The following is a 17674-nucleotide window of genomic DNA, read 5'->3' on the forward strand; positions in this document are numbered from 1 at the left end:
AATGTTTGACTTGCTCATTTGCTTTTTTGATAGTGTGTGCTCACTTAAAATTTAACGTTGGCGCTTTGTTTTGTTCAGTTTTCAAAGAGCAATATCTTTCGAAACAGCTTATTTATAATAACATTTTCATTACTGTAAGTCAACAACTTTTTAAAACTTTTTTAAAGTTTGTAATCCGTTTGCAACTCGTTCGTAACGACAGATATAAATATAACACCATTACGTTAACTGCGCAATACCTTTTTTAAAGTTTTTTTGAGATAATGTTGTTTTTCTTTCAAACCCTAGAAGCCCTTCTATTAAAAGACATGAAATTATAATAAAAAAACAAAAACCGAATGGACATACCAGGATCATGAGCTTAAGCCCAATGATCCCGGCCATCCTAATTCGGCCTGCAAGCAGCATTCATTTTGCCTTATTAACGATGTCTCATCAACGGGAATAACAGGACGTCACGTATAGACGGTGAATTGGTCAATAGCATAACCAAGCGGTCAACACCAATTCCAAGTCCGCCAGTTGGCGGCATTCCATATTCCAACGCCTCCAAGAAATCTTCATCCATTTCATGGGCTTCATCATTGCCTTGCTCCCGTTCTTTCAATTGGGCTTCAAAGCGTTGACGTTGATCAATAGGATCATTTAGCTCAGTGAAGGCATTTGCATGCTCCCTACCCACAATGAATAACTCAAAACGATCCGTGAAACGGGAATCTTCCGGGTTTTTCTTTGCTAAAGGAGAGATTTCCACTGGATGGCCATAGATGAATGTAGGTTGAATCAACTTATCTTCTACCTTCTGTTCAAAGAATTCATTTACGATATGGCCAAACTCCATGGACTCCTTAACTTCAATCCCATTTTCTTTAGCAAGCTGCTGGGCTTCTTCTTTACTCATTTGAGTCCAGAAGTCCACACCAGTATATTCTTTTACAGCATCAACCATGTGAAGTCGTTTCCATTCCGGCTTTAACTCAATCTCATACTCCCCATACTGGATGGTAGTAGTCCCCAGAACTTCTTGAGCGATATGGGCAATCAGGTTTTCCGTTAAACTCATGATATCTTGGTAATCCGCATATGCCTCATATAATTCGATCAATGTGAATTCGGGATTGTGCCTTGTGGATACTCCTTCATTTCTGAAAACCCGGCCAATTTCATAAACTTTCTCCAATCCGCCGACGATCAAGCGTTTTAGATGAAGTTCGATGGCAATCCTTAAATTCAAAGGCATATCCAAGGCATTATGGTGAGTAAGGAAAGGGCGTGCTGCAGCTCCACCAGCAACAGAGTGCAGTAGAGGCGTTTCCACTTCAAGGTATCCATGATCGTCCAAATAGCGTCTCATGGCTTGTACAATACGACTGCGCATGATCAATGTATTTTTGCTTTCCTCATTGGTAATTAAATCGACATAACGCTTCCGGTAACGCTCTTCAACATCCTTCAGGCCATGAAATTTATCAGGCAACGGGCGAAGCGCTTTAGCAAGGAACACATATTCTTTAGCTTTAATGGAAAGTTCCCCGACTTTCGTTTTGAAAATAACGCCAGTTACCCCTACGATATCGCCAAGATCCGTTTGGTTGAAGATTTGGTATGAATCTTCTCCTATGTTATCTAAACGGACGTAGATTTGGATTTGGCCGCTAATATCCTGGATATGGGCAAATCCCGCTTTCCCTTTTCCACGCTTCGTCATGACACGGCCAGCGATCGTAACTTCAATTTCTTTTTCTTCAAGATCTTCTTTTTCTAATTCGCCATAAGCACTGATTATCTCCTCAGTGTTATGTGAGCGCTCGAATCTGCTCCCGAAAGGGTCTTGTCCATTATCCATCATGGCCTGCATTTTATCGCGCCTTACCTGCAGTTGGTCATTCAATTCTTCATGACTCACGAAAATCATCTCCATCTTTATTAATAAATGCAATTATATAATTAATCAGATATTCTTTTGCATACATATTTATTCTTACATAAAGTAAAGGAATTCAACAGCTTTTTATCTTAAAAACATGGTTTATGTACATATATAAAAACTGCCAGGATTACTGGCAGTTTAAGATAAGCGTATTATAGGAAAATAGGAAGGTAATGTCAAACATCAGACCATTTGGATATTTTGTTGCTTCGCTTCAATATCATCAACAAGTTCATATAGAAGACTGACGACATCTTCCCTTGTTTCACAATCATTAATCCCTTTTCGAGCCTTAGCATTCCCTTTAACACCTTTTAAATACCAAGAAGCATGCTTGCGCATTTCACGAACAGCGACATTTTCATTTTTCAACGCGATTAGACGATCCATATGAAGCACGCAAACGTCCATCTTTTCACGAACAGAAGGTTCATCCATCAGTTGGCCGGTTTCTAGATATTTTACAGTCCGGTAAATCATCCATGGGTTACCTAGAGCTGCACGGCCGATCATGACACCATCAACACCCGTTTCCTTCAGCATTCTTTCCGCATCCTGTGGAGTTTCGACATCACCGTTACCGATAAGGGGAATATTAATCGATTTCTTCACTTCACGGATGATGTCCCAGTTAGCTTTTCCTTCATACATTTGAACTCGTGTTCTGCCATGCATGGAAACAGCTTTACCACCTGCGCGTTCAACAGCCTGGGCATTTTGAATCGCAAAAACGTGCTCATCATCCCAGCCTATGCGCATTTTCACCGTTACCGGCTTTTCAACAGCATCAACCACAGCTGAAACCATCTCATAAATTTTGTTTGGATCGAGAAGCCACTTTGCACCCGCATCACATTTAGTGATTTTAGGGACAGGGCAGCCCATGTTGATATCAATGATGTCGGCATTTGTATTTTTATCTACAAATTGTGCAGCTTCGACCAAAGATTTCTTTTCTCCGCCAAAGATTTGCAAACTTAACGGCTTTTCTCTTTCATCTATATAAAGCATATTCATCGTTCTAGCATTTTGTAAAACGATTCCCTTGTCACTGACCATCTCCGCACAAACAAGGCCAGCACCAAATTCCTTGACGGTCAAGCGGAATGCCGAGTTACAGACTCCCGCCATCGGTGCTAGCACTACCGGATTCTTCATTTCTATATTGCCTATTTTTAACACGGTGTGCCTCCTATAACATTCTTTCATTTATCCTCAGGTGGCTGAAGCTCCTCAATGGAAACATGTAGAACTTCCGCCACTTCAAGTAAAAATGCTTCTGAAGGGATGCGGTTCCCTCGTTCGACTTCTCCCAACAAGGAAACGGAAACGCCTATTTCTCTCGCAAACCCTTCCTGGGTATAACCCTTTAACTTTCGAAAAGCGCGAATACGCCTTCCCCATTTTTCACCTTCCATAATCGAACTCCTTCTTTATCCGAAATCTGTTCAAGCAGGTCGCTCAAAGGTGCATGCATTTGTGGAAGGGATAGATCAGGGTCCACTTCCATTAAAGGCACGATAACAAAAGCCCTCTCGTGCATACGAGGGTGCGGGACTGATAGAATCTCTGTCTCAATATTTTCATGATTATATAACAAAATGTCAAGGTCTAACGTACGGGGACCCCACCTAATTTCCCTTTTTCTACCTAATTCTTGTTCAATTTCCATACAAGCGTGAAGTAATTTTTCGGGTTCCAAATCAGTTTTCACTTTAAGGACAGCATTTAAAAAACAGTCCTGATCTTCATATCCAATTGGGTCTGTTTCATATAAAGAAGAGCAAGCAACCAACTTGATATGCGGATTTTCAGACAATAATTGGAAAGCACTTTGGAATGTTTCAAGGCGATCACCTAAGTTCGACCCTATCGAAAGGTAAGCAATATTTACCACAATCAGCGACCCCTTACAATCTCTATAGCAACCGAATCATAGTGGCCTGCTATTGGAGGATCTGGTTTATAAACCTTCACGGTGCATGTCTCAATGGAAGAATATTTATTAAGTAGTTCAGAGGCAATTTTTTCAGCAACAGCTTCCACTAACTTAAAAGGTTCTCCCTCGACTACACTTTTACACACTTCATATAACTCACCATAGTTGATAGAGTCTTCAAGGCTGTCACTCTTCCCAGCCTTGGCTAGATCAGTCTGGACGATCAAATCCACTTTAAACCGCTGACCAAGCTTCGTTTCTTCCGGAAAAACTCCATGATACCCGTAAAACTCCATTTTATTCACATATATCTTATCCATTTCATTCACCTTTTCCTAATAGAGCATCCATCATCTTTGCAGTCCGTGCCATTTCCTTCACATCGTGTACACGAACCATTTGACAGCCTTGTTGAATGCCATGGCAGATCGTGGCAGCTGTTCCTTCCATCCGTTCATCAGGCGGCAGGTCCAGAACATGCCCAATCATCGACTTTCTTGATGTGGCTAGCAGTACGGGATAACCTAATGATACCAGCTTATCAAGATTCCTCATCATTTCCAAATTAAACTTTAAATCTTTCGCAAAGCCAATTCCCGGATCGAGAATGATGTTTTCATCCTTGACTCCCGCATCCTTTACCAACATGATGCTTTCGAATAAATCTTGAAGTACATCCCGAACAAAATGTCCATAACTCATATTATCCCTGTTATGCATCAAGATAATCGGCACCTTATATTCCGCAGCAACCTTTGACATCAAGGAATCGGCCTTACCTCCCCAAATGTCATTTAATATATGCGCTCCTGCTTTTACAGCCGCTTCGGCTACTCTAGATTTATATGTATCGACCGATATTGGTACCTCGATGTTACGGGATATGGCTTCAATAACCGGGGCGACTCTCTCTATTTCCTCTTCATCCGTTATCCTCTCATAGTTAGGACGGGTGGACTCTCCACCTACATCCAATATATCCGCTCCGTCGTTGACCATCCGTTCGGCATGCTTTAAAGCGGCATCTATCCGATTATATTTCCCGCCATCCGAAAAGGAGTCTGGCGTAACATTCAAAATACCCATAATTAAGGTTTTATTGCTGTAATCCAAATCAAATGAACCGCATTTTATTTTTGACGCTCCAGCTAATGACATCCAACGTTCTCCTTCACCTAAAGAAATCTATATATACGAGTTTACCCATTTACATAGGCATAGTGCAAGTTCCATGAAGATTTGGGACGCTTCTGCAGACTTTACTACAAAAAGAAAAGCAAAGCCCCTAAGGAAGGAACTTCGCTTCTAATTTTTAAAGACTCGTCTTACTCAAAGTTATATAATGGCGTACTTAAGTAGCGTTCACCATTACTTGGTATGATAGCAAGCACCTTTTTGCCTTTTCCAAGTTTGTCAGCCACTTTAATGGCAGCTGCAATTGCGCCACCAGAAGAAATTCCACCAAGGATTCCTTCCTCTTTTGCTGCACGGCGGGCATAATCAAACGATTCCTCTGTATTGACTTGAATGATTTCGTCATAGAGATTTGTATTCAGGATACTTGGGACGAAGCCTGCACCGATCCCTTGGATTTTATGAGGGCCTGGAGTCCCCCCCGATAATACCGGAGAGTCCGCTGGCTCCACTGCATAAATCTTAATGTCAGGGTATTTTTCTCGCAGGACTTCACCAGCACCTGTTATGGTTCCGCCAGTACCGATTCCGGCAACGAATGCATCCAGACCTTCGTCACCAAAGGCTTCAACGATTTCAGGTCCTGTAGTGTTCCGATGAACTTCAGGGTTGGCTACATTCTCGAATTGCTGTGGAATGAAGTAACCTTTTTCTTTAGAAAGCTCCGTCGCTTTTGCGATTGCACCCTTCATTCCTTCAGGTCCGGGAGTAAGGACTAATTCCGCGCCATAAGCACGAAGCAAGTTACGGCGTTCCAAGCTCATCGTTTCCGGCATAACCAGAATTGATTTATAGCCCTTAGCCGCAGCTACCATCGCAAGTCCTATTCCAGTATTTCCGCTTGTAGGTTCAATGATCGTATCACCTGGCTTAAGGGTACCATCTTTTTCTGCCGCTTCGATCATCGCAAGGGCGATACGGTCTTTTACACTACTGCCTGGGTTAAAATACTCAAGTTTCAGATAGATATCTGCACTGTTTTCATTTTGAAGCTTGTTTAACTTCACAATAGGTGTCTGTCCAATTAAATCGATTACAGAATTAGCTATACGTGCCATTTTCTCCACTCCTTATCTTTTCAAATACCGAGTATGTTTATTGGTTTTATAAATTTAAAGTTACCAGTTTTTATAGTTCATTGTCAATGATTATATACTATATTCTAAATTTTCTCACACAACCATCGACCTACTTTTGTTCTTTCGATCCATAAAACCATTCTACATCAAATTCGTCCCAGAAAATTTCCCCTGAGACCGGTGCCTGAATCTGTTCAAGAGCTATTTGGCGGTGAATCTTGTCCTTAACTTCTTCATATTCATACTGCTTGCCCTCTATTCTTTCATGCAGATAGATAACGGCCCAGCCATCTTCCGTTTGAATCGGTTCACTCCACTTTTTTACCTTCAATTTCTCGGCGGCGGTAATGTATTCCTTGGAGACTTGCTCGTTATCCTGCGATATGTAACCCATGTCTCCTCCTTGATTGGCAGTGAATTCATCAAGGGATTTTTCCATCGCTAAGACATCAAAGGAGACGCCTTTCTCCAGTTCATGAACGATTTGGTCCGCTTGCTTTTTTGTAGACGAGGTAATATGGGAAATATGGAAAGCAGTAGGGATTCTGTAGATATCCTTATTATTATCATAATGATTCCGCATTGCCCCTTCGGAGACCGAAACGTCCTTGGTGAGGAGCTTCTCGAGGAGGAGACTCGACTGAATTTCCTGCCTCAGTTGATCGTTACTTTTATTAAGGTTCTGACCGGCAGTCCCATACATCGTTTTCATCATTTTAAGTTCCCGATCAAGCTCTTCATTCGAAATTTTCACTTTGTATTTTTCAGCTGCCTGTTTCACGACCTCTTTATCGACCATTTCCTCAAGTACATCTTCCCCATATCTTTTTTCGAGCTCATTAATCCATGCGTCCCGGGAAATATCCTTAGATCCAACCTTTGCGGCCGTTTCTTCCCCGATGACGGATTTTGAAATGATTAGTGGTTTTATGACAAAGATAATGATAGTCAATAGGTTCAACAAGGCAAGGGCAGCAATAATCGCCCTAAGCTTTTGTTTTGGCAAACCCTTATCCCCCGTATATTATTTTTTGGTTTCCGCTTCTAGTTCCTCTAGTTCTTCCCTCGTGAATTGGTAGGTCTGATTACAAAAATGACAATGCGCCTCCGCTTGTCCCTCTGTCTCAATGATATCCCGAATCTCAGCTTGTCCTAGGCTGATCAATGCATTTGCAATTCTTTCCCTAGAACATTGACAGGAGAATTGGACATCCATTTTTTCTAGTATATTCACATTGCCCTCACCTAAAATTTCGGTTAGGATTTCCTCAGGAGTCATGCCGCTTTGAATCATCTTAGAAACAGGAGTTATTGTGCTTAGTCGATTTTCGATTTTTGAAATCGTATCTTCGGATGTACCCGGCATCAACTGGATGATGAAGCCACCCGCTGCAAGGATTGAATTATCCGGATTCACCAGGACCCCAACCCCTACAGATGAAGGCACCTGTTCGGAAGTTACAAAGTAGTAAGTGAAATCTTCACCTAATTCTCCCGATACAAGCGGTACCTGACCTGAAAAGTAATCACGAAGGCCGATATCTTTGACAACAGTCAACAATCCATCGGTACCCACCGCTTTCCTAACATCAAGCTTCCCTTGCTCATTCAAATCAAAGTGGGTTTGCGGGTGGGTGACATAGCCGCGGACTTCTCCCTTTGCATTGCTGTCGACCAAGATGGAACCAATCGGGCCACCGCCCTCGATTTTAATCGTCAGTTTTTCTTCACCTTTTAACATTCCGCCCATCATGACACCTGCCGTCATCGCCCGTCCAAGGGCAGCTGAGGCAGTAGGCCAAGTATAATGGCGCCGCTGAGCTTCTCCTACCGTGTCTGTCGTTGAAACAGCATATGCCCGAACCTGTCCTTCATAACCTAACGCCTTTATTAGATAATCCTTCATTTATTTTGCCCCTTTCATTCTTTCTGTTACTTCTTCACTTGCTCACGATTACGTTTATAAATCAACTGTAGCCCCTTCAAGGTCAAAAATGGCTCGACTACGTCAATCACAGTAGACTCATTTGCAATTAAGCCAGCCAATCCACCCGTCGCTATTACCGTCGGTTCTAGATTACTTTGCGCCTTAATTCGATTAACGATTCCTTCTACTTGTCCAACATACCCATACAAAATACCAGCCTGCATGGCGGACACCGTATTTTTTCCAATGATCCCTTCCGGCCGGCTGATTTCTATTCTCGGAAGTTTGGCTGCCTTTGAATAAAGTGCTTCAGTTGAAATATTTATACCCGGGGCAATGGCTCCGCCCATGTATTGTTTATCTTCATTTATATAGCAATATGTCGTTGCCGTGCCAAAGTCCACGATAATGAGAGGGCTTCCATATTCATGAATGCCTGCAACGGCATTAACGATTCTGTCCGCTCCCACCTCACGGGGGTTTTCGTATTTAATATTCAATCCGGTTTTTATTCCAGGTCCAACTATAAGCGGTTTAATTCCAAAGTATTTTTGGCACATGCGTTCAAGTGCAAACATAATTGGCGGAACTACCGAAGAAATGATGATTCCATCAAATTGATCAAACGAAAGACCTTCATGTTGCAGCAAAGACTTTATGACCATTCCATACTCATCTTCTGTCTTGTGACGGCTAGTCTCAATTCGCCAATGATATTTTAAAATATCTTCATCGTATACGCCTAATACGGTATTCGTATTCCCAACATCCAATACAAAAATCATCGTTTCATCACTCCGGTAAATTATTCTCCAACATCATACCACACTGTTATTTTACCACGCTATTAGTCGCACTTTTCGCAAGATTTCCCAGAAACTTCATCATTATTAATTCAAGAGTGAAGAAAAGGGTATTTCCGAGGCGGAAATACCCTTTTGAATTCAGTCAACTTAAGACTTTTTATTGTCATCTTCGTTCGGGAAGGAAAGCGGCTGATCTTGAGGCGCACCTTCTTTGATTGGAGGAGTATTCAATCCTTCCTCCGTTATTTCAAGGTCCTCAGGTCCTCTCTTATCCAATGGATCTAATAGGGCCTCTTTTTCTTCCTTCTTCGTATTGATGTTCACCTTGACGTTCTCATCAGTAGTTAAATTCCCATTAAGGGCTGTATAATCCCGTTCTGGCAATTTCCCATTATGGAATAAACCTTTGATTTGTTCGGCATCAAGCGTTTCCACTTCAAGCAAGGTTTTTGCAACCAAATCAAGTTTGTCACGATTTTCAGTAAGAATCGCCTTACATCTTTCGTAAGCTTCCTTGATGATACGTTGAATTTCAAGATCAATTTCATATGCTATTGCATCCGAATAGTTTTGATCATTGTTGAAATCGCGGCCTAGGAAGACCTGACCTTGTGAATTACCGAATTGAAGAGGTCCGAGTTTACTCATGCCATATTCCATAACCATGCTCCGAGCTATGCCCGTTGCGCGTTGGAAGTCGTTATGAGCACCGGTACTCACTTCCCCGAATGTAACCTCTTCGGCTACACGGCCACCCAATAGCCCTACGATTTTATCTTTAAGCTCAGGTTCCGTCATGAAGAAACGATCTTCTTTCGGCAGCATAACTGCATAACCGCCAGCTTGACCGCGAGGGACAATCGTAACTTTATGAACGACTTCGGCATCATCCAGAACCAATCCAATAATGGTATGGCCCGCTTCATGCCACGCTACGATATTTCTTTCCTTTTTGGAAATGACACGGGTTTTCTTGGCAGGTCCAGCGATAACGCGATCTGAAGCTTCATCCAGATCGGACATGTCGATCTTCTTCTTATCTTGACGGGCAGCTACAAGCGCCGCTTCATTCAGTAAGTTTTCAAGATCTGCACCAGAAAATCCTGGTGTACGCTGAGCGATCGCCTTCAAATCGACCGTTTCTGCTAATGGTTTATTACGTGCATGCACTTTCAGAACTTCTTCACGGCCTTTAACATCAGGGCGGCCAACGGTTATTTGACGGTCAAAACGTCCTGGACGCAATAATGCCGGATCCAATACATCAGCACGGTTAGTCGCGGCGATGATTATGATTCCTTCATTGCCACCGAAACCATCCATTTCAACCAATAGCTGGTTCAATGTCTGTTCACGTTCATCGTGACCGCCGCCAAGACCTGCGCCACGTTGACGTCCGACTGCATCAATTTCATCGATAAAGATGATGCATGGAGCATTCTTCTTAGCATTTTCAAACAAATCACGAACACGGGATGCACCGACACCCACAAACATTTCAACAAAATCAGAACCACTGATTGAGAAGAAAGGAGTTCCGGCTTCACCAGCTACTGCTCGTGCAAGTAAAGTTTTACCTGTACCAGGAGGTCCGACTAAAAGTACCCCTTTAGGAATACGGGCTCCAAGCTCGGCAAATTTGCGAGGATCTTTCAAGAATTCAACAACCTCAACAAGTTCCTGCTTTTCTTCGTCCGCTCCGGCAACATCATTGAAGCGTACTTTTTTCTTATCATCATTATACAATTTCGCCTTACTTTTCCCGAAGTTCATGACACGGCCACCACCGCCGCCCTGAGCTTGGTTAAGTAAAAAGAAGAAGAGGATAAAAATGATTACAAATGGAATGATGGAAGTGAAAAATGTCACCCAGCCACTTGTTTTTTCTGGAGGTTCAACAGTGATGATGTCCTTATCCAACTTGGTTACGGCATCATTGATTCTACTTTGAGAATATTCACTGAAAGGCACGTACGTCACAAAGAATTTGTTTTCCTCATAACCTTTGAGCTTTCCTGTGATTTCAAATACACTGCTTTCGGGCTGCATCGTGAGTGCAGTAACATCCCCATTCTCCAAATGCTTATAGAATTCATCTTGGGTCATTTTCTCCGTTGGTTCATTGTTATTATTAAAAATGCTTACAATCCCAATGATGACCAAAAAGATCAGTAAATAAAATATGGTATTACGGAAGATCCGATTCATCCCTTACCTCCTCCCACGGGTAAACAAACTATAGTAAATACTATCATACAAAATTAATGAATTACAATAATTTAACACCGCTGTTTTTATCTGGTCTTTTCTTTCAAACAGGTACGATTAATTCGAGTAAATTTCAGGCTTCAATATGCCAATATACGGGAGATTACGATACTTTTCCGCAAAATCAAGACCATATCCGACAACAAATGCATCCGGAACGATGAACCCGGCATAATCCGGAGTGATATCCGCTTTCCTGCCTGTTGGTTTATCCAATAAGGTAACGATTTTAATTGATTTTGCTTTCCGATAACGGAAAAGTTCCGCAAGATAGCTAAGAGTCAAACCGCTGTCGATAATATCTTCGATGATTAAAATATCCCGGCCTTCAACCGATGTATCAAGATCTTTGATGATTTTCACTTCACCGGAAGATACAGTGGAGTTACCATAGCTTGAAACATCCATAAAGTCCATTTCAAGATGTGTATCCACACGTTTCAGTAGATCTGACATAAATGGCATGGCGCCTTTCAGCACTCCGATGGCCAACGGGAACTTGCCTTGGTAATCAGCTTCAAGCTGCGCACCCAATTCCCTGATTTTTTTTTGAAGTTCTTCCTCTGTAATTAAAACCTTTTCAATGTCGTTTTGCATGGTCATTGTAATTAATTGCCCCCCAAGAAGAATTAAGCTTTTTTATATTCTAAGTAGATTAAAGATTTTTCATCAGAAATTATATCCGGTTCAATATTCGATTTCTTTAAACCAGGCAGCCAAATGGCCATTCCCGTTTGATCGATGATGACCGGCCACACATTTCTTTCTAGCATCGGGATTTTTTCATTAATAAAAATATCCTTTAACTTTTTAGTTCCACCCAATCCCTTGACGGCCATCCGTTCTCCTTCATTCCTGGTTCGGACTGTAAGAGGAAACTGAACAGCTGATTCGGGAAGAATAAAAGAATGATTTCCTCTGAGTACCGGAATTTCTTCTTTTATATAGTGCGCTTTAATCTTATATCCATTCGGAAGAATAGTCTCACCGGGAATTTGTAATTTAAGGGAATATTCAAGGCTTTTTTTTCGAAAAAATCTAAAAGTGCAAGTTTGATATGATTTTTCCGCAATAAGGCCCTCCGGAAGATGCAATTCTGCAGATGGTTGAGGATTCAAAAACAAAACTAAAAGCTGGTCAATATGTAATGCCGAAAGCGATGAAGGTCTCTCCAAATAAAGATAGTTTAATATTAGTTGAATCGCCCTTCTTTGTAAAGGTTTAGGCATCGCGAGAACCTTATCAATCTGAATAACCGCTTGATCTTTATCCTGTTGGATCCAAACCTCGGACATTTTGCTTGAAACCATGCTCAGGAAAAACTCTTCGTCTTCATAAAGCTCTTCACTGAATCGTTGAAAATGCTCATGAACCTTTCTATTTTCTTTCTTTAAAAATGGAAGGACTTCATGTCTAAAACGATTTCTTGCATAGACACCCGTTTCATTGCTCGGATCAAACCTTGGTTCAATAGCATGAAGGCCCGCATATTCGATTATTTGGCTTTTCGTGATTTCAAGAAAAGGCCTGATCAGATTCCCGGTATGGAACCGCCTCTTTATAGGAATACCCGCTCTTGCCTTACCTGTAGCCCCTCTTGTTAAACGCATGAGCATCGTTTCTATTTGATCATCGCCATGATGCCCCAGGACAAGCGTGGAGGCTTGATGCTTATCCATCATTTCTTCGTAGAAAGCAAAACGCGACTTTCTTGACGTGATTTGTGAACTTTCCCCCGTCTGCTCCATCCGGGCAGGGACATCGATCCTTTTCCCCTCGAATGCAATGCCCCAGCGTTCACATATATGCTCGACATATTTGTAATCCTCATAGGATTCTTCACCACGAAACATATGGTCAACACTGGCAACGATCATCTCGTAATGAAAAAGAGGCTGAATTTCCTTAAGGATATGGAGAAGCACCAATGAGTCCGGTCCTCCGGAAACACCTATTAGCAACTTCGAGTGTTCCTTAATCAATTCGTTTCTATAAATGGTGCTCAGAACTTTTTCCTTTAACATACAATCTTCCTTCTTTATGGACAGGCATTAGTTTTATACGATTCAATCATGAAATGGTTTCAAACATTTCATGGCATTCACCTAATAACTATATCATAACAACTGTTCATATATGTATAGAACATAGAGCATCGATATGATGGCAACCAGCAAAAAAGTTTCAAAAAAACCGCCACTTTTCTTTTTTGAATGGTTTTGGGACCTTCTTGCCTGTCTCGTTGCAGGTTGCATTGTATGCGGCTGGCCCATCGCTGCCTGGGTCGGGCCCTTTTTCTTTGAATGATTTTGCTTACTTAGAACCATGACCAAATCCTCCCGCATCTGGAGGGCTGAATCATACTGCCCATTAAGTGCTTTATCCAGCATCTTCTTATATGGATGCAATTCCTTTTTTTGCTTGATCAGGTCGTTAAGCTGTCTATACCCCTCCCCTTTCTTGTGGAAACGTCCAGGATAAGCAGAATTGATTATAATCATCGCCACAGCGAACAAGTCATATTGCGGATCGGCCTTTCTTGATCCAAGACCCCAGTACCCCCTGTCAAAGAACTCAGTGAATTCTTTAACAGATCGCCCGATTAAGGTGGTTCCGCCAACATCCACGCACCGTACCTTATAGGCCGGTGAAGTCACGATCAAATTCTCGGGTTTTAAATCCCCGAACACCCAGCCATTGGTATGCAAGGCAGATAAGCTTGTTAAAAGCTGAAGGATCAAGACTCCAATCCATGATGACCCTTTTTTATCGATGAAACGCAAAAAATCGTGTCCGTGGATATATTCCATGACATAAAAAGGGAGCTGCTTTCCTGTTTTCATGAAATCATCCGCTTCCAAAAAGGAAGGTCCAAGGGTAGACCCCTGGACCTTTGAAAAGGATTTTAGGATATTCATCTCCGAAATAATGGACGTTCCATTATCACTGAGCTTTAAAGCATAATGACGATTTCCGCTTTCAACCAAATAGACGATCCCGTTCGCACCACACCCCAATTCCTTAATGATTTTGTACTGATTTTTATTCCATTTTCCAGTGACCAAACTGCCAGGCAGGAGTTTACATTGATTCCTCAAAGTATTGTTCATCATCATGTGATAACAATCCCCTCAATGAACGTTTTTTATTGAAATATGTCAAAGCTTCACGAATGGCAGGACCTGTCGGAGTGAGTCCCCCTGTACTAAGCTTAGGAAAAGTTGCCGTCAAGGCTTCAAGGTTCGGGGTCCAATCCAGCAACTTTTCAACATCATTTCTTTTCCCAGGAAATACGAATACGGAAAAACGGCTGTCACCCATTCTTGCATTCATACTAAGGGAAAGATCTAATAAGGAATCTTTTACTGTTGGCAGTTTATGTTTCATGCTTGCACTTGTATCAACAAGAATCAGTACTTCGAGTTTGCTTGTTTCCCCAAGCTCATCGACCACCTCCATCACTTCTCCTCGTTTATCAGGCGGAAGATCCTCCATCGTTTTTGATTCTCCAAGTATTTGTTGAAGTTCACGATTGATAACTCCCTGTATAGTTTGAGTCATTGCTTTTTGGGTCACCATTTGGACGGTTTGGGACAACTGCTGAGCATAGACTATTTGACTTACGCCACCTCCAGAACCAGCAATTTTCTCGATTTCCTTAAGCCCCTTTTCATCTATCACATCATTTTCCATGACACCTATGACATTGATGGTTATGCCTTGCTCCCTTGCTAATTCAGCCATGGCAGACGGTTCCTCACCGTGATTCGAACATCCGTCGGTTATAAGCAAAATCTGTCTTAATGTTCCTGCTTTCATGTTTTGCTCTCCCTTCCTATCAATTTGTTACCATAATTGACTAAAAGAGGGGAAATTATACGCAAGATACATTGCAACAAGTCACATCATGGAGGGAAGTGATTGAAAAGAGATCAACCCTTTACCTTTTATCCGTCTTCCATTTCTCCACCTCATTTTGGTTTTAACTATTTTATTTATATAAACGGCCCCTACTGGGCCTTTTTACGTTTTGGGGAAACGGGAATGGATGCCCATTTCGGTGTATTATGCTTAATTTTCGATGTAACCACTGTCATGTCATCATCTATGATCCCTTTAGTTCGGATAACCTCTTCCAATATTAAATCTGAGATTTCCTGCGGATCGTCTGTTTCCATTTCCTTGATTTTTCGTTTAAGCCAGAACTCGATATTTTCGACATGTGAGGGGCCATCGAACACCCCATCGCTCATCATGATTAATATGTCCCCTGCCTTCAACTCTTCTGATACAACATCAACATCGAAATCCTGGATGATTCCCATAGGAAGGTTACTTGATTCAATTTTTATGATCCTATCCCCCCTTTTAATGAAACTCGGTATTGAACAGATTTTTAAAAACTTAGCCCTTGCGTCCTGAAGATCAATCATTGCCAAATCAAGAGTCGAAAATATTTCATCGGTCGTGCGTAGAGATAATACGGAGTTTACGGATTTAATGGCTATTTTTTCTTCTATTCCCGATTGTAAAAATTTTTGTAGCAGCTTTAATGTTTCTGTACTTTCAAAATGGGCCCTTTCCCCATTTCCCATTCCATCACTGATGGCTATCGCAAATTTGCCGCAGCCAATTTCCATGGTCGTATAACTATCTCCTGATACAAGCCCTCCCCCCTTGGCAGCATGAGCCACACCCGTTTCGACCGTGAATTTTTTTGCTGACCTAAATATCACCTCACATTGCCCGTTTGGATACGTTGCACACTCTTCTGAATGAACGACTATCGTTTCCCCTAAAATGTCAGAAAGCATGGGTGCAATCAACTTTTCACATTCCCCTCTGCCCTGGCAGTATGGGACACTCATCTCTATATCAACATTCCCTTGTTCTAGACTGTATATTTCAACATGCCCTATGTGCAGGCCAAAATCCTGGATGGCTTCCAAAATGGATTCTTCATGTACATGATGATTCTTCCTTTCCCTTTGAATTTCTTTCGCAAAATCATCCATTACCGCCGAAACGCCCCTCAGTTGATCCGCCACTAGTTTCCGACTTTCCTTCACCTGCCTTTTTAATTTTTGGTTAGCTTCGAAATAAGTAAGTTCCTGTGCTATCGCCCCAATGACCTGAGGCCCCCGGCTACAATATTTCCCCCATTCTTTTGAGGTTTTTTGGGGGAGCTGACCATTATTTTCACTTAATTGAAGCATAATTTCCTGCATGCCGTCATAGGTTGTATTAAAGTTCTTGGACCAGCATTGTTCCTTCTTAAAACAAAGCTGGCACGTCTTTTCCGTTACATTACTTAAGAAGTAGTCGAATTCCTTCTCATCTTCCTCCAATCTCCCCCTTTCATCCACTTGGGAAAAGCTATTTGAGAGCGCCTCAAATACATGTGAGAATTGCTCCACCCTTTGAGCGGTGACATCCCTCACTTTTCGGGCATACTGTTGCTGTTCATCAGAATTCTCGACTGTTCCCGGTATATGTTTCGCAATTTTGTTGATTATGGATGACGGTGTCAATATAAATAGGGCCACAGCTATAAGTGATTCATAAAGGGTCACCATGATATTATTGGTGCCTTCACCATATAAACCTATCAGTAATGTGGCAATCAAGAGGCCGCTAGCAACCCCTATCTTCCTTCCCTCCTTCAACAAACCTCCCAGGAGCCCTGAAAATGCGAGAAGGCTCATTTGATAAAGACTTGCAATACTTGCCAAGCTGAATATCAATCCAGTAACTACGCCTACAGTGGAGCCTATGGCGGCCCCTCCTGCCAGCCCGAAGAGGAGGACCAGGTATCGCGAGAATATATGGTCGAGTGACAAATCGTATATCATCCAGCCGATGGTTCCGGTCATCACCGAAGCAAGCAGGATGATGATGCTGACGATTTCCTCCGTCTTTAGTGATTGGGACTTGGTCCGAATGGTCAGCATCGGGATGGATTGTATGAAGATCAAGGTTAAAATCATTGCGAGTCCCGCTTCCACCCCTATCATCATCAAGTCGTACAGCTGAATCGTTCGAAATACCAGATATTGCTCGGCCAGGTTGACCAGGAATAGTGAAGCAAAGACGTACATCGACATTGTCTTGAATTGTCCTTCCACGGCGGGCTTCTTGATCTTATGAAATAACAGGAGCAGGAACGCCGATGCAAAGATGACTAAACTGTTGGAATAGTGAACGGTCAGCCCACCTGCTATCAATCCGAATAAAGCCAATGGAGCCCTATCACGTCTCATTAGAAAAACAGCTGCGAAAAACGGAAGTCCAAATGGTGCAAGCTGTGAAAGAATCAAAGCCCTTCCTAATAAAAAACCGATAATTGCTAAAGAGATGCCTTTTTTTATGAATATGTCTTCCGACTTCATTTGCAGTTGTTGGATCCAATTGATGGCCCCTTCCTTCGCTTCTTTTAATTGAACATCCCCAAGAGGTTCCATCATAGGTCTTTCTACTTTTTCCATTTCAACACCCCATTCGTATTAGTGGTTTTTATTATATAGAGGGCTT

Annotated in this window: 17 protein-coding genes; 1 reads left to right on the top strand and 16 read right to left on the bottom strand. The window is 42.0% G+C overall.

Annotation, left to right across the window (positions count from 1 at the left end):
• On the top strand, window positions 1–248 hold a 248-nt coding region (locus tag ACQKNS_RS25995), incomplete at its 5' end, for a hypothetical protein (RefSeq protein WP_427646096.1).
• Window positions 249–421: 173 nt separating this feature from the next.
• On the opposite strand, the gene lysS is transcribed toward ACQKNS_RS25995, so the two are convergent.
• The 16 genes from lysS to spoIIE form a co-directional block, all read right to left on the bottom strand.
• The gene (lysS, locus tag ACQKNS_RS26000) at window positions 422–1921 is read right to left on the bottom strand and encodes a lysine--tRNA ligase (protein ID WP_427646097.1); all 1500 of its coding nucleotides are present in this window, start codon (window positions 1919–1921) and stop codon (window positions 422–424) included.
• 192 nt (window positions 1922–2113) lie between these two features.
• Window positions 2114–3112 carry a tRNA dihydrouridine synthase DusB gene (gene dusB, locus ACQKNS_RS26005; protein ID WP_427646098.1) on the bottom strand — a complete coding sequence of 333 codons (999 nt, stop codon included), beginning with the start codon at window positions 3110–3112 and terminating at the stop codon, window positions 2114–2116.
• Window positions 3113–3135: 23 nt separating this feature from the next.
• Window positions 3136–3348: a helix-turn-helix domain-containing protein gene (locus tag ACQKNS_RS26010; RefSeq protein WP_098372679.1), complete on the bottom strand. Its 213-nt coding sequence runs from the start codon at window positions 3346–3348 to the stop codon at window positions 3136–3138.
• Window positions 3300–3827 carry a 2-amino-4-hydroxy-6-hydroxymethyldihydropteridine diphosphokinase gene (gene folK, locus ACQKNS_RS26015; RefSeq protein ID WP_427646099.1) on the bottom strand — a complete coding sequence of 176 codons (528 nt, stop codon included), beginning with the start codon at window positions 3825–3827 and terminating at the stop codon, window positions 3300–3302. Before folK ends, ACQKNS_RS26010 begins: the two co-directional genes overlap by 49 nt.
• 2 nt (window positions 3828–3829) lie before the next feature.
• A complete protein-coding gene (gene folB / locus ACQKNS_RS26020) occupies window positions 3830–4189 on the bottom strand; it encodes a dihydroneopterin aldolase (protein ID WP_427646100.1) in 360 nt (119 codons plus the stop codon).
• A gap of 1 nt (window position 4190) precedes the next feature.
• Entirely contained in the window at window positions 4191–5027 is an 837-nt protein-coding gene (gene folP / locus ACQKNS_RS26025) for a dihydropteroate synthase (protein WP_427646101.1), read from the bottom strand.
• Window positions 5028–5194: 167 nt separating this feature from the next.
• Window positions 5195–6121, bottom strand: coding sequence for a cysteine synthase A (cysK, locus tag ACQKNS_RS26030; protein ID WP_427646102.1), 927 nt, complete (start codon window positions 6119–6121; stop codon window positions 5195–5197).
• Between the two features lie 130 nt (window positions 6122–6251).
• Entirely contained in the window at window positions 6252–7148 is an 897-nt protein-coding gene (locus ACQKNS_RS26035; RefSeq protein WP_427646103.1) for a peptidyl-prolyl cis-trans isomerase, read from the bottom strand.
• Between the two features lie 18 nt (window positions 7149–7166).
• A complete protein-coding gene (gene hslO, locus ACQKNS_RS26040) occupies window positions 7167–8048 on the bottom strand; it encodes an Hsp33 family molecular chaperone HslO (RefSeq protein WP_427646104.1) in 882 nt (293 codons plus the stop codon).
• A 26-nt stretch (window positions 8049–8074) separates the two neighbouring features.
• On the bottom strand, window positions 8075–8854 hold the full coding sequence (locus ACQKNS_RS26045) for a type III pantothenate kinase (RefSeq protein ID WP_427646105.1): 780 nt from the start codon (window positions 8852–8854) through the stop codon (window positions 8075–8077).
• A 168-nt stretch (window positions 8855–9022) separates the two neighbouring features.
• Window positions 9023–11083 (bottom strand): ATP-dependent zinc metalloprotease FtsH, encoded by a 2061-nt coding sequence (gene ftsH, locus ACQKNS_RS26050; protein ID WP_427646106.1) that lies wholly within the window; start codon window positions 11081–11083, stop codon window positions 9023–9025.
• A gap of 117 nt (window positions 11084–11200) precedes the next feature.
• A complete protein-coding gene (hpt, locus tag ACQKNS_RS26055) occupies window positions 11201–11740 on the bottom strand; it encodes a hypoxanthine phosphoribosyltransferase (protein ID WP_137018539.1) in 540 nt (179 codons plus the stop codon).
• A gap of 32 nt (window positions 11741–11772) precedes the next feature.
• Window positions 11773–13167, bottom strand: coding sequence for a tRNA lysidine(34) synthetase TilS (tilS, locus tag ACQKNS_RS26060; protein ID WP_427646107.1), 1395 nt, complete (start codon window positions 13165–13167; stop codon window positions 11773–11775).
• A gap of 93 nt (window positions 13168–13260) precedes the next feature.
• The gene (locus ACQKNS_RS26065; RefSeq protein WP_427646108.1) at window positions 13261–14259 is read right to left on the bottom strand and encodes a protein kinase domain-containing protein; all 999 of its coding nucleotides are present in this window, start codon (window positions 14257–14259) and stop codon (window positions 13261–13263) included.
• On the bottom strand, window positions 14225–14962 hold the full coding sequence (locus ACQKNS_RS26070) for a VWA domain-containing protein (protein ID WP_427646109.1): 738 nt from the start codon (window positions 14960–14962) through the stop codon (window positions 14225–14227). Before ACQKNS_RS26070 ends, ACQKNS_RS26065 begins: the two co-directional genes overlap by 35 nt.
• A gap of 191 nt (window positions 14963–15153) precedes the next feature.
• Window positions 15154–17628 (bottom strand): stage II sporulation protein E, encoded by a 2475-nt coding sequence (gene spoIIE / locus ACQKNS_RS26075; RefSeq protein ID WP_144529801.1) that lies wholly within the window; start codon window positions 17626–17628, stop codon window positions 15154–15156.
• Between the last annotated feature and the right edge of the window lie 46 nt (window positions 17629–17674).

Source organism: Peribacillus sp. NPDC094092 (assembly GCF_050279365.1).
GTDB lineage: Bacteria > Bacillota > Bacilli > Bacillales > DSM-1321 > Peribacillus.